The sequence below is a fragment of the Clostridium aceticum genome, from assembly GCF_001042715.1.
In the GTDB taxonomy this organism is placed as follows: Bacteria; Bacillota; Clostridia; order Peptostreptococcales; family Natronincolaceae; genus Andreesenella; species Andreesenella acetica.
On sequence record NZ_CP009687.1, the window covers coordinates 3,255,705 to 3,272,671 of the forward strand.

15 protein-coding genes are annotated in these 16,967 nt (G+C 35.2%); 1 reads left to right on the forward strand and 14 read right to left on the reverse strand.

What is annotated here, in order from left to right:
- Positions 1 to 438: 438 nt before the first annotated feature.
- The 10 genes from CACET_RS14980 to CACET_RS15015 form a co-directional block, all read right to left on the reverse strand.
- The gene (locus tag CACET_RS14980; RefSeq protein WP_044824452.1) at positions 439 to 2,277 is read right to left on the reverse strand and encodes an ABC transporter ATP-binding protein; all 1,839 of its coding nucleotides are present in this window, start codon (positions 2,275 to 2,277) and stop codon (positions 439 to 441) included.
- A 3-nt stretch (positions 2,278 to 2,280) separates the two neighbouring features.
- Entirely contained in the window at positions 2,281 to 3,999 is a 1,719-nt protein-coding gene (locus CACET_RS14985; protein ID WP_044824451.1) for an ABC transporter ATP-binding protein, read from the reverse strand.
- Positions 4,000 to 4,204: 205 nt separating this feature from the next.
- Positions 4,205 to 4,744: a MarR family winged helix-turn-helix transcriptional regulator gene (locus CACET_RS14990; protein WP_044824450.1), complete on the reverse strand. Its 540-nt coding sequence runs from the start codon at positions 4,742 to 4,744 to the stop codon at positions 4,205 to 4,207.
- Positions 4,745 to 4,887: 143 nt separating this feature from the next.
- Positions 4,888 to 5,649, reverse strand: coding sequence for an REP-associated tyrosine transposase (locus tag CACET_RS14995; protein ID WP_044824449.1), 762 nt, complete (start codon positions 5,647 to 5,649; stop codon positions 4,888 to 4,890).
- A 70-nt stretch (positions 5,650 to 5,719) separates the two neighbouring features.
- Entirely contained in the window at positions 5,720 to 6,373 is a 654-nt protein-coding gene (trhA, locus tag CACET_RS15000) for a PAQR family membrane homeostasis protein TrhA (protein WP_044824448.1), read from the reverse strand.
- 89 nt (positions 6,374 to 6,462) lie between these two features.
- The gene (locus tag CACET_RS15005; protein ID WP_044824447.1) at positions 6,463 to 7,359 is read right to left on the reverse strand and encodes an SPL family radical SAM protein; all 897 of its coding nucleotides are present in this window, start codon (positions 7,357 to 7,359) and stop codon (positions 6,463 to 6,465) included.
- Between the two features lie 126 nt (positions 7,360 to 7,485).
- Positions 7,486 to 7,638: a hypothetical protein gene (locus CACET_RS20560; RefSeq protein WP_158386087.1), complete on the reverse strand. Its 153-nt coding sequence runs from the start codon at positions 7,636 to 7,638 to the stop codon at positions 7,486 to 7,488.
- Positions 7,639 to 7,913: 275 nt separating this feature from the next.
- Complete coding sequence (locus CACET_RS15010) at positions 7,914 to 8,888, reverse strand: transporter substrate-binding domain-containing protein (protein WP_201774931.1); 975 nt, start codon at positions 8,886 to 8,888, stop codon at positions 7,914 to 7,916.
- Positions 8,889 to 9,373: 485 nt separating this feature from the next.
- On the reverse strand, positions 9,374 to 9,505 hold the full coding sequence (locus CACET_RS21175; RefSeq protein ID WP_278287084.1) for a hypothetical protein: 132 nt from the start codon (positions 9,503 to 9,505) through the stop codon (positions 9,374 to 9,376).
- Positions 9,506 to 9,514: 9 nt separating this feature from the next.
- Positions 9,515 to 10,636, reverse strand: a complete 1,122-nt coding sequence (locus CACET_RS15015; protein ID WP_044824446.1) for an aminotransferase class I/II-fold pyridoxal phosphate-dependent enzyme — start codon at positions 10,634 to 10,636, stop codon at positions 9,515 to 9,517.
- A gap of 136 nt (positions 10,637 to 10,772) precedes the next feature.
- Here CACET_RS15015 and CACET_RS15020 point away from each other — a divergent pair, with 136 nt between their 5' ends.
- Positions 10,773 to 12,239 carry an aminotransferase-like domain-containing protein gene (locus CACET_RS15020; RefSeq protein ID WP_044824445.1) on the forward strand — a complete coding sequence of 489 codons (1,467 nt, stop codon included), beginning with the start codon at positions 10,773 to 10,775 and terminating at the stop codon, positions 12,237 to 12,239.
- Positions 12,240 to 12,611: 372 nt separating this feature from the next.
- Here CACET_RS15020 and CACET_RS15025 read toward each other — a convergent pair whose 3' ends face one another.
- From CACET_RS15025 to CACET_RS15040, 4 genes are all read right to left on the reverse strand, one after another.
- On the reverse strand, positions 12,612 to 13,049 hold the full coding sequence (locus tag CACET_RS15025; protein ID WP_044824444.1) for a VOC family protein: 438 nt from the start codon (positions 13,047 to 13,049) through the stop codon (positions 12,612 to 12,614).
- 118 nt (positions 13,050 to 13,167) lie between these two features.
- The gene (yaaA, locus tag CACET_RS15030; protein WP_044824443.1) at positions 13,168 to 13,908 is read right to left on the reverse strand and encodes a peroxide stress protein YaaA; all 741 of its coding nucleotides are present in this window, start codon (positions 13,906 to 13,908) and stop codon (positions 13,168 to 13,170) included.
- A gap of 19 nt (positions 13,909 to 13,927) precedes the next feature.
- Positions 13,928 to 14,302: a hypothetical protein gene (locus CACET_RS15035; RefSeq protein WP_052661342.1), complete on the reverse strand. Its 375-nt coding sequence runs from the start codon at positions 14,300 to 14,302 to the stop codon at positions 13,928 to 13,930.
- Between the two features lie 369 nt (positions 14,303 to 14,671).
- Positions 14,672 to 16,678 carry a methyl-accepting chemotaxis protein gene (locus CACET_RS15040; RefSeq protein ID WP_052661340.1) on the reverse strand — a complete coding sequence of 669 codons (2,007 nt, stop codon included), beginning with the start codon at positions 16,676 to 16,678 and terminating at the stop codon, positions 14,672 to 14,674.
- Positions 16,679 to 16,967: the final 289 nt, after the last annotated feature.

The following is a 16,967-nucleotide window of genomic DNA, read 5'->3' on the forward strand; positions in this document are numbered from 1 at the left end:
TGAAGAACTGCTATAGCTTTCATTCTTCCAAAACAATTTCATATCTTTTATCATGTTTTTCATAGACGACATAAGTGTTAAAAGAAAAGATATATTGTGGTTTTAGCAAAATTCAAAGTGTTAAACTGAAGTGTGATTCATGAAAAGTGGAGTTAAAGAATTAGATTTAAAGGATTACAGAACTAATGAAGACAATAAAAGTATAAAAAAACAAGATTCCATATTAAAAATATAGAACCTTGTTGAGTTATTCATATCTTACTTAATGGTATATTTTAAATTGTACTACTACCGTAATTAGGCTTTCAGAATTGTGCTCAGTTTCTTTCATAAAGTCCGCAAACTTATCACCTCAGGATCATTTTAGCAAAGTTTGCTTAAAAAAGCAGTAACTCCGTCCCTTTGCATTCCTTACGTCCCTTTGCATTCCTTTGCATTCTACATTCCTATTTGGCTCATCACCATCCTATAATACTGCCTCTCCTCTTTCATAAGACTTTCATGATTTCCACTTTCTATGATTTGCCCGTCACCAATCACCATAATATGATCTGCATCTCGAATAGTGGATAGTCGATGGGCTACCAAAAAACTTGTGCGATTCTTCATTAAACCCAGTAATGCATGCTGAATATCTTTTTCCGTCTTTGTGTCCACACTACTGGTTGCTTCATCTAAAATTAGAATGGGACTGTCACATAATACTGCCCTAGCAATGGATATAAGCTGACGTTGTCCTTGACTCAAATTATCGCTAACCCCAGACACCATCGTATGGTATCCCTTAGGTAATTTATTAATAAAATCATGAGCACGAGCTATCTGGGCAGCCTTTATCACTTCTTCATCGGTAGCATTCTTTTGAGAATATCGAATGTTATCCATAATTGTGCCCGTAAAGAGGCAGGTATCTTGCAATACCACTGAAAAGCATTTTCTTAGGCTACTTCGCTTTAATGTTGTAATGGGTTTACCATCAATTAAAATCTTGCCGCTATCCACATCATAAAAACGAGTAAGTAGATTAACAATCGTTGTTTTTCCCGCACCGGTTTCACCCACTAATGCAACTATTTCTCCAGCCTTAGCCCTAAAGCTTACATTTTTTAAAACGGGGGTGTGCTTATCATATGAAAAACATACATTTTCAAAAGTAACATCTCCTTTAGGGTATTTCATGTCAATAGCATCCTCGATATCAGTGGGCTCTTCTTTTAAGTCCAATATTTCAAAAACCCGTTCTGCTCCTGCCAGGGCAGACTGAATCGTATTAAACATACCTGCAATAGCGTTTAATGGAAAGGCAAATTGTTTAGAATAACTCATAAAGCTAACAACCGTCCCAACGGTCACACCATATCCTATCGTCAATACTCCCCCAACAATCGCTATTCCTGCAAAAACGAAATTGTTAATTACATTTAAAAGTGGCATCATATATCCAGACCATACCTGCGCCCTTTTACTGCTTTCATATAGCATTTCATTAATTTTTTCAAACTCCTTTAGAACATCCTCTTGCTTTCCAAATGCTTTGACCATTTTAAGACCCAATATATTTTCCTCAATCACACCATTAAGTGAACCTAGACTTCGCTGCTGTGCCGAAAAATAAGCACGGCTTTGAGATGCAATGGTGCGACTTAAAAGTGCCACAAGGGGAACGCATAGTAAGATAACAAGGGTCAGAGGTATATTTAGTTTGATCATAACAACCAAAGAGCCCCCTAAGGTTAACACACTGGATATTAATTGTGTAGTTGTTTGTGCAATAGTGGAACTGATACTGTCTATGTCATTTGTTATTCTGCTCATGGTATCACCATGGGAGCGTGTATCGTAGAAATTCAATGGAAGCCTCTGCATTTTTTGAAAAAACTCTGTGCGCAGCGCATACACAAGCTTTTGTGAAACTCGAAGCATAATCATGCCATTAATATATGAGATCAGCCAATTAGCTATATGCAAAGCACCAATGATTAGTAGTAAATTTATCAGTATTTCTGTACCCACTGTTCTAGTCTGGATTTGAAAGGTGTTGAAGGTCCTTCCTATAAAATAAGGAATGGCAACAGAGATTGCTGATGAAAATACTGTAAGTATCATGGCTAAAAAAATTGTTTTCCCCCAACGCATATATATCTTTAGAACACGTATTAAGGTATCTTTTGTATTTTTAGCCTTCACAGTTGATGCAAACCGATTGGCGCCACGCCCCCCTGGTTTGCCACCAATAGAGGGTACCTTTACTTCTTGATTAGATACTTGTTGTGCCATAGATTACACCTCCCTACTGCCCTCTATTTGTGTTTTGTAAATGTCTCGATAAATTTCGCAGTTTTCCATAAGTGCATCATGGGTACCATATCCCACCTTCACCCCATTGTCCATTACCAATATTCGATCTGCAAACATAGCTGTTCCACAGCGCTGAGTAACGGTAATGACTATCTGGTTTCTTGCTTTAGCCTTTAGATTTTCCCGTACCTTTGCTTCCGTTACTGCATCAAGAGCACTGGTTGCGTCATCTAATATAAGTATAGGGGAATTTCTCAGTATTCCCCGGGCTATAGAAATACGCTGTTTTTGACCCCCTGAAATATTAACACCACCCCTCCCTAGAATACCTTCATAACCTCCTGGCATCTGTAGAATAAATTCTGCTTGTGCAGTGGCTACAGCTTCCTGCATCATTTCATCAGTGGCCTCTTTGTTTCCCCATCTAAGGTTGTCAGCTACAGAGCCTGAAAAAAGTATTGGTTTTTGTGGAACAATGGCTATATTATTGCGGAGTGAATCAATATTAAGTTCTTTGATGTCATAGCCATTAATGAAAATTTTTCCCTTACTTACATCATAGAATCGCAACAGCAGTTCAGCAATGGTAGATTTCCCACTGCCTGTTGGACCAATGATAGCCAAGCTTTCTCCAGCTTTGATAGAAAATGTCAAATTTTTTACGGCAGGTATCCCACTACCACCTGGGTATGCAAATGTAACATTTTCAAAGTTAATATCTCCATTTAACTCTTTTATTTCACCATCATGAGTAAAATCTTCTTCACAATCAAGTACTTCTTGGATACGTACTGTAGAAGCCTTCGTTCTCACAAAGCTATTAAATATGTTTGTGATCATAATTAAAGAGCTAAGAATTTGAGCCATATAAATTGTAAATGCTGTAATCTCCCCTGGTGTTGCAAGGTTTAAAGAAAATAATCTACTTCCTATAAAAATTACGATTGCTGTTCCGATTCCAACAACAAGAGTCATCAAAGGCGCTATAAAAGTAATGACCATCTGTGAAGATATGCCCTTATCCATTAAATTCGTATTTGCGGCTTGAAACTTATGAATTTCCTTATCATATGTACCAAAGGCTTTAACTAAGCGTACACCTATAAGATACTCCTGCACAACTGAGTTCATTTGATCCATCGATTTTTGCAATTGATAGAAACGGGGGTAGCTTAACTTCATACTGAGGATGATAAGAACAGCCACTACTGCAACAATGCCATAAATAATAAGACTTAGCCGAAAGTTTAGCAGACTTGCAAGGACAATACTGCCTATACACATAATAGGTGCTTTCAAGAAAATACGCATAATACCATTTACAAACTGTATGACTTGTGAGGTATCGTTGGTCATACGGGTAATAAGAGAACCACTTTCAATTTGATCAACACTTGTTTCGGAAAAGTTTATAGTTTTTTTAAATAAATCATATCGTAAATCTGCCCCCATACGTTGTGATACTTTGCTTGCCAAAATATTTCGGGTCACTGCAAAACAAGCACCCATGACAGTGACCATAATCATACGGCTTCCCCAGTAATATACATTGGAAAGAGACCCTTCTTCAATCCCTATATTAATGATATTTGCCATAAGTGTAGGACCAAGCAAGTCACAAATCGTCTCCAATACAACACAAAGGACTGCTGTTATAAATGGAAATTTATATTTTTTAAAGTATTTGCTATATAGTTTCATATTTATTACCTCCTGGGCCTCCAAATCCCCTGGGTATGCAACATTCTTCCCCGTATGTTTCACAGTTTTTCAACGCTAAACCTATACTTTTGTATACTTTGTAAAAAATCAATCTCTTTCTTTATGTGAATTTTTTCTTTTAGAGTTAAGACATCTACCCGATGCCCCGGTGTTTTAGCTTTCTGAAGCGAGTTCATTCCTTATTTCAAAATTCCAGACTTATATATTTGCTAAACCTGTGGCACTTTTTATGCTCCCTGTGACCATGATGGTGCCTTCTACCCCCACATCTCTCCTTTATATCACCACTATCCATTCCTTCAAGATTAGTGTTAATCTTAGTAACTATCTCCAACATTTTTTCCATTTCTTCCGTTGTCAAACAATTAAAAAGTGAAGCCGCCAAATTATCATTATCCTGAACAAATCCACTAACAGCAGTTTTACCAGCATCGGTTAGATAAACGTGTATCACTCTACGATCTTTTTCATTCTGCCTTCGTTCGATTAACGAATTTTGTTCCAAATGCGTTAGCATTTCTGTTAAAGATGATGGACGCATATCCATTAACTCTGCTAAATCTCGCTGTATCACCCCATCGTTTTTTGAAATGTGAAATAGCAGATGAATTTGCCCTCGATGAAGCCCTTCTCTTGGTGGCATCATACGATGTTTATGTCTATGCATCTGTCTATTTAAGCGTTGTAGAGCATTGTATAAATTATTTGAGATCGTATTGCACATATAAAACCCTCCTTTTATATTAGGTACCTAACTATTTCAATTATAATAATTCTTGAAAAAAATGTCAATATCATATTTAGGTACCTAATCATTTTGAGAAGCGCGGGGAAGCGCGGGGACGGGGTTGTTGCTTTTCTCCTGTGTCATAACTTCCAAATAGTATTTGCCGATATCCCAGTAACTCTTGCTAGCTGCCTTGTTGATATTCCTTCTATCTCCAACGCTTTTTTTAATATTATTTGCTTCTTTTCTTTGGGTTCATTTTGTAATGTCCATGCTTCCACCTTAAATTGACTTTTTATCATCTGCCTTAATTCATCATCTGATATCTTCTTCTTTTTTTCTTCTATTTCTAGACATTTATCATCGCTGCACTCATTATTGAATTTCATAAATAATTCAAGGGCGACAACTTTATCTTCAGCAAAATTTTTTAGTACATACTCTCTATCTATTATTTTTTTCCTTTCTAAATATTCACTGTAACTACTCCATTTATAGTCTTTTATTTTTCTCGTAATCCCTGCTTTTATAGGATTTTGATGAATATATCTTATAACTGTCAAAAAATATGAATCTGTCTCTACAGGTTCACTTTTAAACCGATCCTGAAATAAGTTTCCAATTCGTTCATATTTTTTGTTATACCAATACACATAGCTTCCACTTATACGTCTCATTATTTGTTCTAAAGGTTCTTCTCCTTCTTTTAACAATAGATGAAAGTGATTGTCCATGAAACAGTATGCATATATGCTATACCTACACTTTTCTTTATACCTTATCATCGTTTGCAATAGCTTCTCTCTATCTTCATTATCCTCAAATATACTTTGCCTATTTATTCCCCTCAATATTATATGATATATTCCAGTCTCACTCTTTTTTCTTGCTGTTCTTGGCATACTTATCACCTCAAGATCATTTTAACAGAAGTTGCTTTCCTACAAAGCAGCAACCCCGTCCCCGTGCTTTTTATATATAAATATATATTGAGAAAAAGAGTAATATGCTTCCCGCTAGCACAAAGAGATGCCATATAAAATGATGATATTTAAACCAATTAAATACAAAGAATAGAACACCAATACTATAACATAAGCCCCCTGCAAGTAATAGTACAAATCCTGTTTTTGTTAATGCTTGAAAAATAGCACCTGTAAAAAAAATAATTGTCCATCCCATTATTAAGTATATGAGTACATGTATTTTAACAAATTTTTCAATCCATACAATTTTAAAAACAGCACCAAGTATAGCAAGACTCCAAAGAATACTACAGATTACAATTCCTTTCACATCACCAATCGCAATCAAACAAAAGGGAGTATATGTACCAGCAATTAATAAATAAACGGAGGAATGATCCATACGTTCAAATACATTCTTCACTTTACCCGCTGGAAATGCATGATAAAACATAGAATTGGTATAAAGTATAATAAGTGAAGTTGAATAAATTATCATACTAACCATATATAAGATATTATCAACTTTTTTACTTTTTAATACAAATAGAACTAAAGCAGTTATCCCTAATAATATCCCTATCCCATGGGAAATTGAATGAGCAAGCTCTTCTCCAAGAGAAAAGTGTTTTCTGATAATCACCTTTTTAAGTTTATTCATCTGGTACCTCCTCAAAATACCTTAAAGTAAGGTATATAGATGTTTCAACTTGAATTATACCACATTAACAGTAAACGTTGGATTATTTATCATTCTTCTATATCAAATATTGAAAGCTGTTTTTGTTCATATCTAAGTTTATAGCCTTTAATAATATGTGCCATTTTATATAGTATACTACGATTGTCACATTCTTTCTGAAATAACTGCCAAAGTTCTTGAGCCTTTGGGGAGCGGCACTGATATGTACTTCCATACTGCTGTATGTACTTTTGTTTAAGAGAAGGAAACATCTCATCCAATTTGTTATAATACCATCGTCTCTGGTTTTGTCTCAAGGTTACTCCAAAAGCAGGATATATAAATCTTGCTCCATTTTTATGTGCAAGGGTAATAATATTGCTGATGTTTTCTGCTGTATCTTCTATGAAGGGTAGCACTGGCATTAATAATATGCCTGCAAAAATACCCTTCTCAGTTAGCCTTTTAATAGCTGCAAACCTCTCCGATGATACAGCTACATTAGGTTCAATTTTTTTACATATTGTATCATCAGCAGCTGTAATTGTAATCTTTATTAACACAGGAGAGTGCTCCGATATTTCTTTTAGTATATCAATATCTCTAGTAATCAAGTCACTTTTTGTGGCGATAGATACGCCAAACCGATAACGATTGATCAGTTCCAAAGCACCTCTGGTCAGCTTCTGTTCTTCTTCAAAGGGATTATATGGATCGCTCATAGCCCCAGTACCGATTACACCTTTTTTTCGTTTAGATTTAAGCTCACACTCGATTAAGGCAAGGGCGTTTTCCTTTGCCCTTACCTTATCAAATTTTTCTATCCTATAACATTCACTACGGCTATCACAGTAAATACAACCATGGCAGCATCCTTTGTAGATATTCATATTATAGTTGATACCAAACCAGGAATTATTTGCAGCATATCCAGATATAATTGTTTTTGCTGGGATAAAGTCCATATTCATAACCCCCTTCTTGCAACAATCTTTCAATTTTAGTTTTACTAAATCTTTTTCAAAGGACTTACCAGCCAACACTGATATACTTACCAAACTAACCTCGTCTGTCCAACGTTTTTTTATATACTAAGATACGCTAAGAATTCTACATCCTTCATTTTGGATATTGATTGCAGCATTTATATCTCTATCTATTATAACACTATAGGTTAAAACAAAGATTCGAGGATAGAAGTATATCAAAGGACGATAGTAATTATCCTCCAGAATCTCGTCCATTAACTTCTATGTATCCAAGACTACCTTTTTAAGCGATGCTTCGGTCTCCTGCAACTTTCCACATTAGGCCTTTTGCTACCTGCTATTTTAGTGAAACTTCTTATTGGTAAGCTCAGGGGAGATTCTTTGACAGTTACAAATACACTACGTTTTGAAGCTCTTACAATCCAGATGGCATAATACGATTATCACTTACAGATTAAAACCTCACGATAGTCATGCTGCTTCTTTTTCAAATATCTTATTACTATTTTATTATTAAAATATCAAAGAGTTTACTGAACCCATTTCTTGCTTAACTTTTCAAACTCCCCTGTTAGCTTCATTTGATCCATCCAGAAATTAATAGCATCTGCAAAAATGCTATCTCCTCTATGGAATAAATAGCCCATTTGATTTTTTGTAAAAGGATTATCACTTAAAGCTGCATATAAGCGGTCATCATACTTAGCATAAAATAGTGCTTCTATACTATCTGTAATCATTACATCAACTTCTCCTTCTGCTACTTTTATAGGAATATCTAAATTGTTTTGTACTACAGTAACTTGTGCATTTTTTATATTATCTTTAACAAAAGCTTCATTGGTTCCACCTGGATTTACTCCTATATGCACATGAGACTGATCGATATCTTCTAAGCTTTTATACTTTTCCTTATCTTCTATTCTAATCAAAGGAGATTTGCCATACTCAATATATGGTTGCGAGAAATTTGCTTGTATTTGTCGTGACATTCTTCGGCTAATGCCTCCCATAGCTATATCAAATTTATCTGCCAATAAGTCCTCCATTAAAGTTGGCCATGTAGTCTTAATAAACTCTACTTTGACCCCTAACTCCTCTGCCAACATTTTTGCTGCATCAATATCGTATCCTTCAAATTCATTGGTTTCTGGATTTAAATATGTAAAAGGTTTATAATCCCCAGCAGTACCAACTCGAATATATCCACGCTCTATAATAGTATCAAGTCGTGATGCTATCTTTACAGTGTTACTGGCTGCGTCCCAAGTCACATCCCTGCCTAGCACCTTTCCTATGGCTTTAGCTGAAACCATTGTTTGACCACTGGCATTTAACACACCTTCTAACACACTTCCATCTACTAACACCTGCACAGAGTTCTTGCTTAAACTATCATTTTGTGCAAAACTAAAAATCATATTAGATACCAGCACCCCTACAATTATACAAATCGTTAATCCTACTCTCCATGGAGCTTTGTAGCTTTTTTTCATATACCTCATCTTTCTTCCCCCTATTTTTTTATTTTTGCTCTATGTCATGAATTCATAATGTACTTGTCAATTTCCAATTACCGTAAACGCTTCATCTCTAAATATTTCTTTTAATAATATCTCAGGTAACTATCAATGAATTCAAGTTATTCGTTCTACACCTAGAAATATAGCAATGTGCCGACCTTAATTTGAAATTTTTTAAGTATTGCTTAACTTTTTTGTTTGTTTCTATTTCTAGACATCTTCTCTAGTTTCCTTCAAAAACATAGAACTTTTTTATTATAATCATATTGCATTTTTCTTTATATTTCGACCAAAAGCGAGTATTTTTTAATTTCCTTAGTGACATACTTCCACCACTTGGACTTACGCTTAGAGATAAGTTAACAATTTAAACTAAAACAACAAGAAGGCCCTCATCCTCTTTAGGTAGGGGACTTCTTGTTGCTTTAGGTTAAAAGAAGCAGAATCGGGATTAAATTTCAATTTTCTCAGTTTAACCTAAGTGGTTGCTTTACTTTATGTAAATTATATACTCTGTATGCTTCTTCTACGGCTTTTATTGCATCAGGCATATTTAGAAGTTCCTTAACTTCCTGCTGATTAAGAATTAGCGTTTTCATAAATCTCACCTAAACCAGACCTTTCTCAATTAAATATTCCTCAAAGACCTTCAGACTAGTCTCAAAGCTTGCCCGTCCATAACCCATCCTAAAATATTGTCCGTCATATGCATACATATCTGCGGGCAATAACAGTACGCCTTTTTCTTCTACCAGTTGGTCGCAAAATTGGCCTATAGGGGTCTCGATATTCATTTTATGAAATGCTATCGGGCCTGCTGTAGGTCTATTATACTTGAACAGTCTCGGATACCTTTGGAAAAACTTATCTGCAATTTTAAGATTTGCTTCAATAATTTTGCGGTTACGCTCTAATATTTCATCACTATGTTTTAGTGCAACTATTGCCAATTCCTCGGCTGAACTGCTGCTACAAATACTTGTATAATGTTTCATTTTAACCATTTTTTCAAGAATTTCCTTGTCTTTTGCAGCAACCCAGCCAATTCTAAGACCGGCTAGGCCGTATGCTTTAGACATAACACCTAAAGATATGCCTTTTTCATAAATATCTGCGAACCAAGGTCTCTTTACACCATCGAGTTCAATACCTTTATATACCTCGTCGCAGAATACATAGATATCATTTTTGTGTGCAATATCTGCAATTCTTTCCATTTCCTCTGCGGTGAAAGTATAGCCTGTTGGATTATTGGGACTATTTATACAGATTAGTTTTGTGTTTGGTTTTATTAATCTTTCAAGCTCATCATAATCCATAACCCAACCATTGTCTGCTTGTTTAAGCGTCCATTTGGATACTTCACATCCAATAGAGTTTGCTACTTCATAAAGAGACTGGTAAATAGGGAATTGGCTGATCATATGATCGCCTTCATCCAAGCATACATTTAAAAAATTGAAAATTGCCTCTTGGGCACCTACATGAACGATAATGTCTTCAGCTTCAATTCTCTGATAAAGCTTTGATATTATCTCCCTTAACTCTGGGTTGCCGGAAACTTCTGTATATCCCAACCAACCATTTAACAGTAATTCTTCAGCTCCCGGTTCATAAGCTAATAGTTCCCTAACCGACATTGACTCACAGTCAGACTGAGTAAGTAAATATGGAGCTGTAAATTCATGTTTACCAAAAAATACCTCCAATTTAAAATCATTCAATTTCATTTTACTCACCTATTCCTTTCTCTTTTTTTATTTAATTATAACTTATAATTCATAGCAATTATCCATCCATTCATTGACTTTTCAACCAACCAACTTTAATATATAATCATACAACATACAGGGAAAGGATGAACATATGGGGAATAAAATTTCAACAGTTATCAATTTCGACTGGAAGCCTGATCGAAAAAACCAATTGCCACTTTCAAAGCAAATTGTTAATTATATTACCGAAAGGATCTCTCGAGGCGATTGGTTAATTGGCCAAAAGCTTCCTTCACAGCGTGATTTGGCAAAAACGTTAAATGTTAATCGCAGCACTATAATAGAAGCTTTATCAGAGTTAAACTCATTGGGTATTATTGAAGGCAACTTCGGTGGGGGTACAACAATAACAAACAACACATGGTCTCTACTTTTTTCTGCTGCTACACCGAATTGGAAAAGTTATATAGAATCCGGCATTCACAAAGCAAACTTTCCAACCATCCAAGCTATAAATAAATTAGAATTTGAAGAAAATATAATCAGACTAAGTACAGGCGAAATGTCACCTGACCTGTTTCCCCATGAGATGATGAAAAAAGTTCTAGGCAAAATTCCATCCAGAGCTTTTTCACTTAACTATATTGAACCACTTGGACTTCTTGAACTAAGAAAAGCCCTTAGCAATTATCTTAAAAGTTTCGAACTGGATGTGACTCCTTCGCAAATCCTCATAGTTTCTGGTTCTTTACAAGCTTTACAACTGGTTTCTATCAGTATATTAAGACCAAATTCCACAGTTTTTATAGAGGAACCATCTTATGTAAAATCATTGCATGTGTTTGAATCAACCGGCATGCAAATGAAAGATGTTCCCATGGACGAAAATGGTTTAATACCGTGGATGATTAATAAATCAAATATAAAGAATGACACTTCAATACTGTATACGATTCCTACTTTTCATAATCCTACAGGACTAACTATGAGTTTAAACCGAAGATTAGAAGTACTTAGGTGGTGCAAATCAAATCAGCTCCCAATAATTGAAGATGATGCTTACCGAGAACTATGGTTTGATGAGTTACCGCCTGTACCCCTTAAAGCTCATGACTCCACTGGAAATGTTCTTTACTTAGGAAGTGTGTCAAAGTCCCTTGCTCCTGGCCTAAGGATTGGATGGGTTGCAGGGCCGGAACCTGTTGTAGAAAGACTTGGCGATATTAAAATGCAAACTGATTACGGTGCTAGTTCTCTTTCACAATGGGCGTTAACTGAATGGATTGAAAGTGGCTTATATGAGGAGCATCTAAAATCTTTCAGAACTCAATTAATCAATCGAAGAAACTTTGTTCTAAGCTTTTTAGATCAATACTTTGCTGACTTAGCCTCGTGGAATGTTCCAAAAGGCGGTTATTATATTTGGCTTAAACTTAATTTATCTATATCTACAGAAAAATTATTTGAATTGGCTATTAACGAAAATATATTGATTAATCCCGGTAATCTTTACAGCTTTACTAAGAACCCGTATTTAAGAATTTCCTACTCCTATGCTTCACTTGATGACTTGGCAGTTGGATTAAAAAGGCTTTCAGAAATCATTAGATCACTATAATAGTCTTTTATCTCTTTTCTTAAGCTAACTAATGAAATGTTACACAGACTTGTTAAACCCATTGAAATACAAAAAACGGGGTGGTAGATATCTATTCCAGATTCACCACCCCTTACTAATTGTTCTCTTTCAATCCTTACGACAGCCTCCATATGTCTGGTGTATTTATAGCAGACAATTTTGATAGTTGTATCTGCTGGCTTTTTAACTAAATAAATCTATATAGAAAATAGCAAATAAAATCATGAATATCAAGTATAAAAAATCTTATTACTCTTCTCCACTTTAAATTAAAGATAGCAGATATTGGCTATCTATCATATGCTCTTATAGATATATGAACTATCTAATAAATAGCTTCCCCCCAAATTACTAAATGCTCCCCTTTTTCTCTTCCCAGAGACGAGTACGCTCCTCAAAGCTCAGTTTTTTATATACTTGATGCACCATCCACATATAGCCAAAAGAATCTAAAAATATAGCATTGGCTACCCCATAATCTGGTATTTCCGTTATTGCTTGTATTACTTTGCAGCCTGCCTTGATTGCTTTCGAAAATGTTTCTTCAATATCAGGCACCATAATATTGAACCAAATTGACTTGGGATCATCCATGGTGGGTGCCTTCATCTGAAATTCCGGATTTTCATCCAGCATATGAAAATGGACTCCATAGAGGGAAAATATCACCTCATTTTCACCCTCTGGAAAAGACGTCACCTCTATAGGCTCAATATCAAATATGTTTTCGTATAATTTCAATGCCTTCAAGCTATCCGATACAACCATATCAATTTCTACACCTATCATATCAATCTATCCCTTCTTTTTTTATATTCATACCCTCAAATCTTTAAAGTTTTTAATGACTCTATATTAATGAAACTAAAGGAGAGTCTAACTTTAGCTTTAAAAAAGTAAAGGCAACCTATTTAATAAACACATAGGTATTCTCATCTGACAGCTCCTCTGCAAAGGTATAATTTAATCTGTCGAATCCCTTTATTTCCTCTGCCCTCTCTACTTGCTTTTCTGTCATAAAGCGTACCATTTCTCCCCTAGCCATTTTTACTTGAGTGCCTTTTTCCACCACCCTTTTTTCTGTCATCTCTCCAAAGATACAGGTAATAAAGTGGATATCAGGATTTAAATATTTTGAGATACATTTATTGTACTCTTTAGAAGCCAGATTTACAATGCACTTGCTTTCTGAAAGGAGATGTGTCGCCAGCTTGCTATTCCAAAAACTATAAAGTGAGCTAACATCATTTCCATGTAGCTTGGCCTGCATCTCCAATCTGTATGGAACGACACCATCAAAGGGTCGCAATATGCCATAAAAACCCGACATAATACGCAAGTGTTTCTCGAGATATAAGAACTCCTCTGTGCTAAATATGTCAGGAGCCATATACTGATATTGAATCCCCTCATAGGCAAGGATAGCAGGTGTCAAATTGCGATATAAATCCATTTTCTGAATTCTCTCGTAATTAAGGGTAGCTATTTTATCATTGCAGTTCCATACTGCTTTGACTTCTTCATAGCTTAACTTCTTTAAATATTCTAGGAGGATCTTCGTATCTTCTATGAATTGCGGAAGATTATGATGTCCTAGGGCATCTGTATCTATTTTCATCTTTTTTGCAGGTGAAATAATGATTCTCATAGTTTTCCTTTCCGATCTGTTATTTACTATAAATATCTGATATCTTCTTCTTTTTGTCCTCTATTTCTAAGTACTTATCATTACTACTCTCTTTATTATATTTAATAAAGAGCTCTATGGCTAGATCATTATCTTTAGCAAATATTTTTAATACATCTTCCTTATCTATTATTTGGGCAGCTTCTAAGTATTCTCTATAGCTACTCCATTTATATTCTTTTATGTTTCTCACAATCCCTGCTTTTATAGGGTTTTGATGAATATACCTTATACTTGTTAAAAAATATGTGTCCCTTTCTGCAAATTCACTTTTAAAGCAATCTTGAAATAAATTTCCAATCCCTTCACATTTCTTATTATACCAATATACACAACTTCCACTTATACGTCTCATTATTTGTTCTAGATACTCTTCCCTTTTCTTAACAATACATGTATGTGATTATCCGTAAACCATATGCATATATACGATATTTACACTTTTCTTTATATCTTATCAAAGTCTGTAGTAGTTTTTCTCGATCTTCATCATTTTGAAATATACTCTATCGATTTATTCCTCTTACTATTATATGGTATATTCCTGTTTTGCTCTTTTTCCTTGCCCTTCTTGGCCTACTTTATCACCTCAAGACCACTTTAACAAAAGTTACTTGGAAAAGCAGCAACTCCGTCCCTTCGCTGTCCCTTCGCTGTCCAAATGAAAAAAAAGATTCCATATTAAAGAATATAGAACCTTGAATTATTTATATCTTATTTAATGTTATATTTTAAATTGTGCCACTGACTTGGTTAGGCTTTCGGAATTATGTTCAGTCTCTTTCATAAAGTCTGCAAATTTTGTAGCCATCTGCATTACATCCAAAGTTCTTTCTGCTATACGCTGTGTGCCTTGTGCACCTTCATTGTTGGAAACTGTAACTTCATTGATAGCTTGGGCCATATTTTGAATAGAGGCTAACAATTCCTCGGCTGTTGCACTAAAATCTGTTACTATATCTTGAATGGCTTCTGCATCCTTATAGTATTGCTCCCCTGTACTTACCATTGATTTATAGTCGTTAATTACTTTTGTATCGATGAAATCCAAAGCTTTCTCAGAACTTTGTGTCAAGTTTTTTACTGAACTAACTACAAGTTTTGTAATATCTTGAATTTCATTAACAGTATTTTTCGAGTCTTCCGCTAATTTACGTATTTCATCTGCTACCACTGCAAAACCTTTGCCTGCTTCTCCAGCCCTTGCAGCTTCTATTGCGGCATTTAATGCAAGGAGGTTTGTTTGAGAGGTAATTTGCAAGATGGATTCCGTCAGCACATTAATTTTCTCCACTGCTTTTGATTGCTCGATGGAAGTCCGCATATCTTCATCAATCGTCTGTCGTATATCATATGCTATCCTCTGAGAAGTGACAGCACTCTCTTTTAATTCCTGTGCACGCTCGCTGATTTCTTCAACAATGATGGAACTATTTTGAGCTTTTGTCGCAATGGAATCCGCTGCACTTTCTATTTCTGTTGATGTTGCGTTCATTTGTTCTGTTGATGCAGCGGTTTCCTCCATTCCAGCAGACATCTCTTCTGTAGTTGCCGAAACATCTTCTATTTGTGAAACTAACTCAGACAAATTTTGTGACGAAGCTTCAACTTTATCTTTCATTCCACCAGCTTCACTGACAATATCCTTAAGAACGGACCGAATTGATTTACTCATAGTATCTACGGATTTTGCAAGCAATCCAAGCTCGTCCTTTCTCTTTAGGAACTTTTCATCCACTTCCTTTGTAAAATCCGCATTTGCCAGGATGTTCATATGCTCAGCCAACGATTTTATGGGGGAGGCTATAAAACCTGCTAAAAACACAGATATCAGAATAATGAGCAGTATAGCAACAGATATTAAAACCATTATTACCAGCTTTGACTTATCTAATTCTGTATAGATTTCTTGGTTAGGAACTGTCACAACCACTTTCCATCCTGTACTGGGAACAGTTGCATAGGCCGCAGTCTTCTGTTCTCCGTCATCGTCTTGATAGGTGACAAACCCATCACTTTCTAACAAAATTTCCTCACTAAAAACTTTTTCCTTATCTGGATTCACAGAGTATTCTTTATAGCTTTTTCCGACCCTCTCTTGATCCGGATGGAACAGTATATTTCCATAGTCGGATAATAAAAAGCCATATCCGGTTTCGGCCACCTTAATTTGCCCAATATAATGTTCCAGCGATTCAACACTTACCATACTGGTGAGTGCTCCCTGAAAATTATTATTGTCATCAAGTATCGGTACACTTATGGGAATTTGTTTGTTTCCTGTATTAATATTTTCAACTATATCAGTAATCGCAATACTTTTTGTATCTCTTGCTTTAATGAAATATTCTCTTTCGCTAATGTTAATAGGTCTATTGTCAGCCGCCATAACTCCCGCATATCCATCTTTATCTGCAACAGTGGTTGATGCGACTTCCACATCATTTTGAGCAATATATCTGATTATCGATCGTATATATGCCAAATCCATATCTTTGAACTCAGGGTTTGCTTTAAGGGATTCTGTAAGCTGTGAAGTTTTGCTATTGAGCCATGATTCAATCTTATATGCATTTACATTAGCTATTTCTGTCGTCTGCATTCGAATATTATTAGTGGCGGTTACATTAAACTGATGATATTGAAAAAGACCCAGGCTAACAAGCGGAATAAGTGCTACACATAGTAAGATAATCATCACTCTAAATTTAAGCGTATTTAAGTATTTCATACGGTTCCTCCTTAGTTGTCGATATTTTTTACTTCAAAGTTTTAGATTTTATTTTAATATTTTTATACTATCTGTACCTTATCTGTTGCGGAAATATTTCAAAACATTTTTCCAACTATAATTCAGCATGTTTGAAGTGGACTAGGATTAACGAGTCAATCTCCCACTTAAGTAAACACGAAAATAACATAACCAGCAAACCAACATCGTCACCCTTAAGCTGTCTAATTTCAATTTCACGCTTAAAAGCTCTAAACATACTTCGTAAATAGATCTTTCATTTAAAAGA

What these genes read in the sequence shown, in the direction of transcription:
- CACET_RS14980 (WP_044824452.1), bottom strand. Translation starts at nt 2,277, where the DNA reads ATGGCACAACAAGTATCTAATCAAGAAGTAAAGGTACCCTCTATTGGT.
- CACET_RS14985 (WP_044824451.1), bottom strand. Translation starts at nt 3,999, where the DNA reads ATGAAACTATATAGCAAATACTTTAAAAAATATAAATTTCCATTTATA.
- CACET_RS14990 (WP_044824450.1), bottom strand. Translation starts at nt 4,744, where the DNA reads ATGTGCAATACGATCTCAAATAATTTATACAATGCTCTACAACGCTTA.
- CACET_RS14995 (WP_044824449.1), bottom strand. Translation starts at nt 5,649, where the DNA reads ATGCCAAGAACAGCAAGAAAAAAGAGTGAGACTGGAATATATCATATA.
- trhA (WP_044824448.1), bottom strand. Translation starts at nt 6,373, where the DNA reads ATGAATAAACTTAAAAAGGTGATTATCAGAAAACACTTTTCTCTTGGA.
- CACET_RS15005 (WP_044824447.1), bottom strand. Translation starts at nt 7,359, where the DNA reads ATGGACTTTATCCCAGCAAAAACAATTATATCTGGATATGCTGCAAAT.
- CACET_RS20560 (WP_158386087.1), bottom strand. Translation starts at nt 7,638, where the DNA reads ATGGACGAGATTCTGGAGGATAATTACTATCGTCCTTTGATATACTTC.
- CACET_RS15010 (WP_201774931.1), bottom strand. Translation starts at nt 8,888, where the DNA reads ATGAGGTATATGAAAAAAAGCTACAAAGCTCCATGGAGAGTAGGATTA.
- CACET_RS21175 (WP_278287084.1), bottom strand. Translation starts at nt 9,505, where the DNA reads ATGAAAACGCTAATTCTTAATCAGCAGGAAGTTAAGGAACTTCTAAAT.
- CACET_RS15015 (WP_044824446.1), bottom strand. Translation starts at nt 10,636, where the DNA reads ATGAAATTGAATGATTTTAAATTGGAGGTATTTTTTGGTAAACATGAA.
- CACET_RS15020 (WP_044824445.1), top strand. Translation starts at nt 10,773, where the DNA reads ATGGGGAATAAAATTTCAACAGTTATCAATTTCGACTGGAAGCCTGAT.
- CACET_RS15025 (WP_044824444.1), bottom strand. Translation starts at nt 13,049, where the DNA reads ATGATAGGTGTAGAAATTGATATGGTTGTATCGGATAGCTTGAAGGCA.
- yaaA (WP_044824443.1), bottom strand. Translation starts at nt 13,908, where the DNA reads ATGAGAATCATTATTTCACCTGCAAAAAAGATGAAAATAGATACAGAT.
- CACET_RS15035 (WP_052661342.1), bottom strand. Translation starts at nt 14,302, where the DNA reads ATGAGACGTATAAGTGGAAGTTGTGTATATTGGTATAATAAGAAATGT.
- CACET_RS15040 (WP_052661340.1), bottom strand. Translation starts at nt 16,678, where the DNA reads ATGAAATACTTAAATACGCTTAAATTTAGAGTGATGATTATCTTACTA.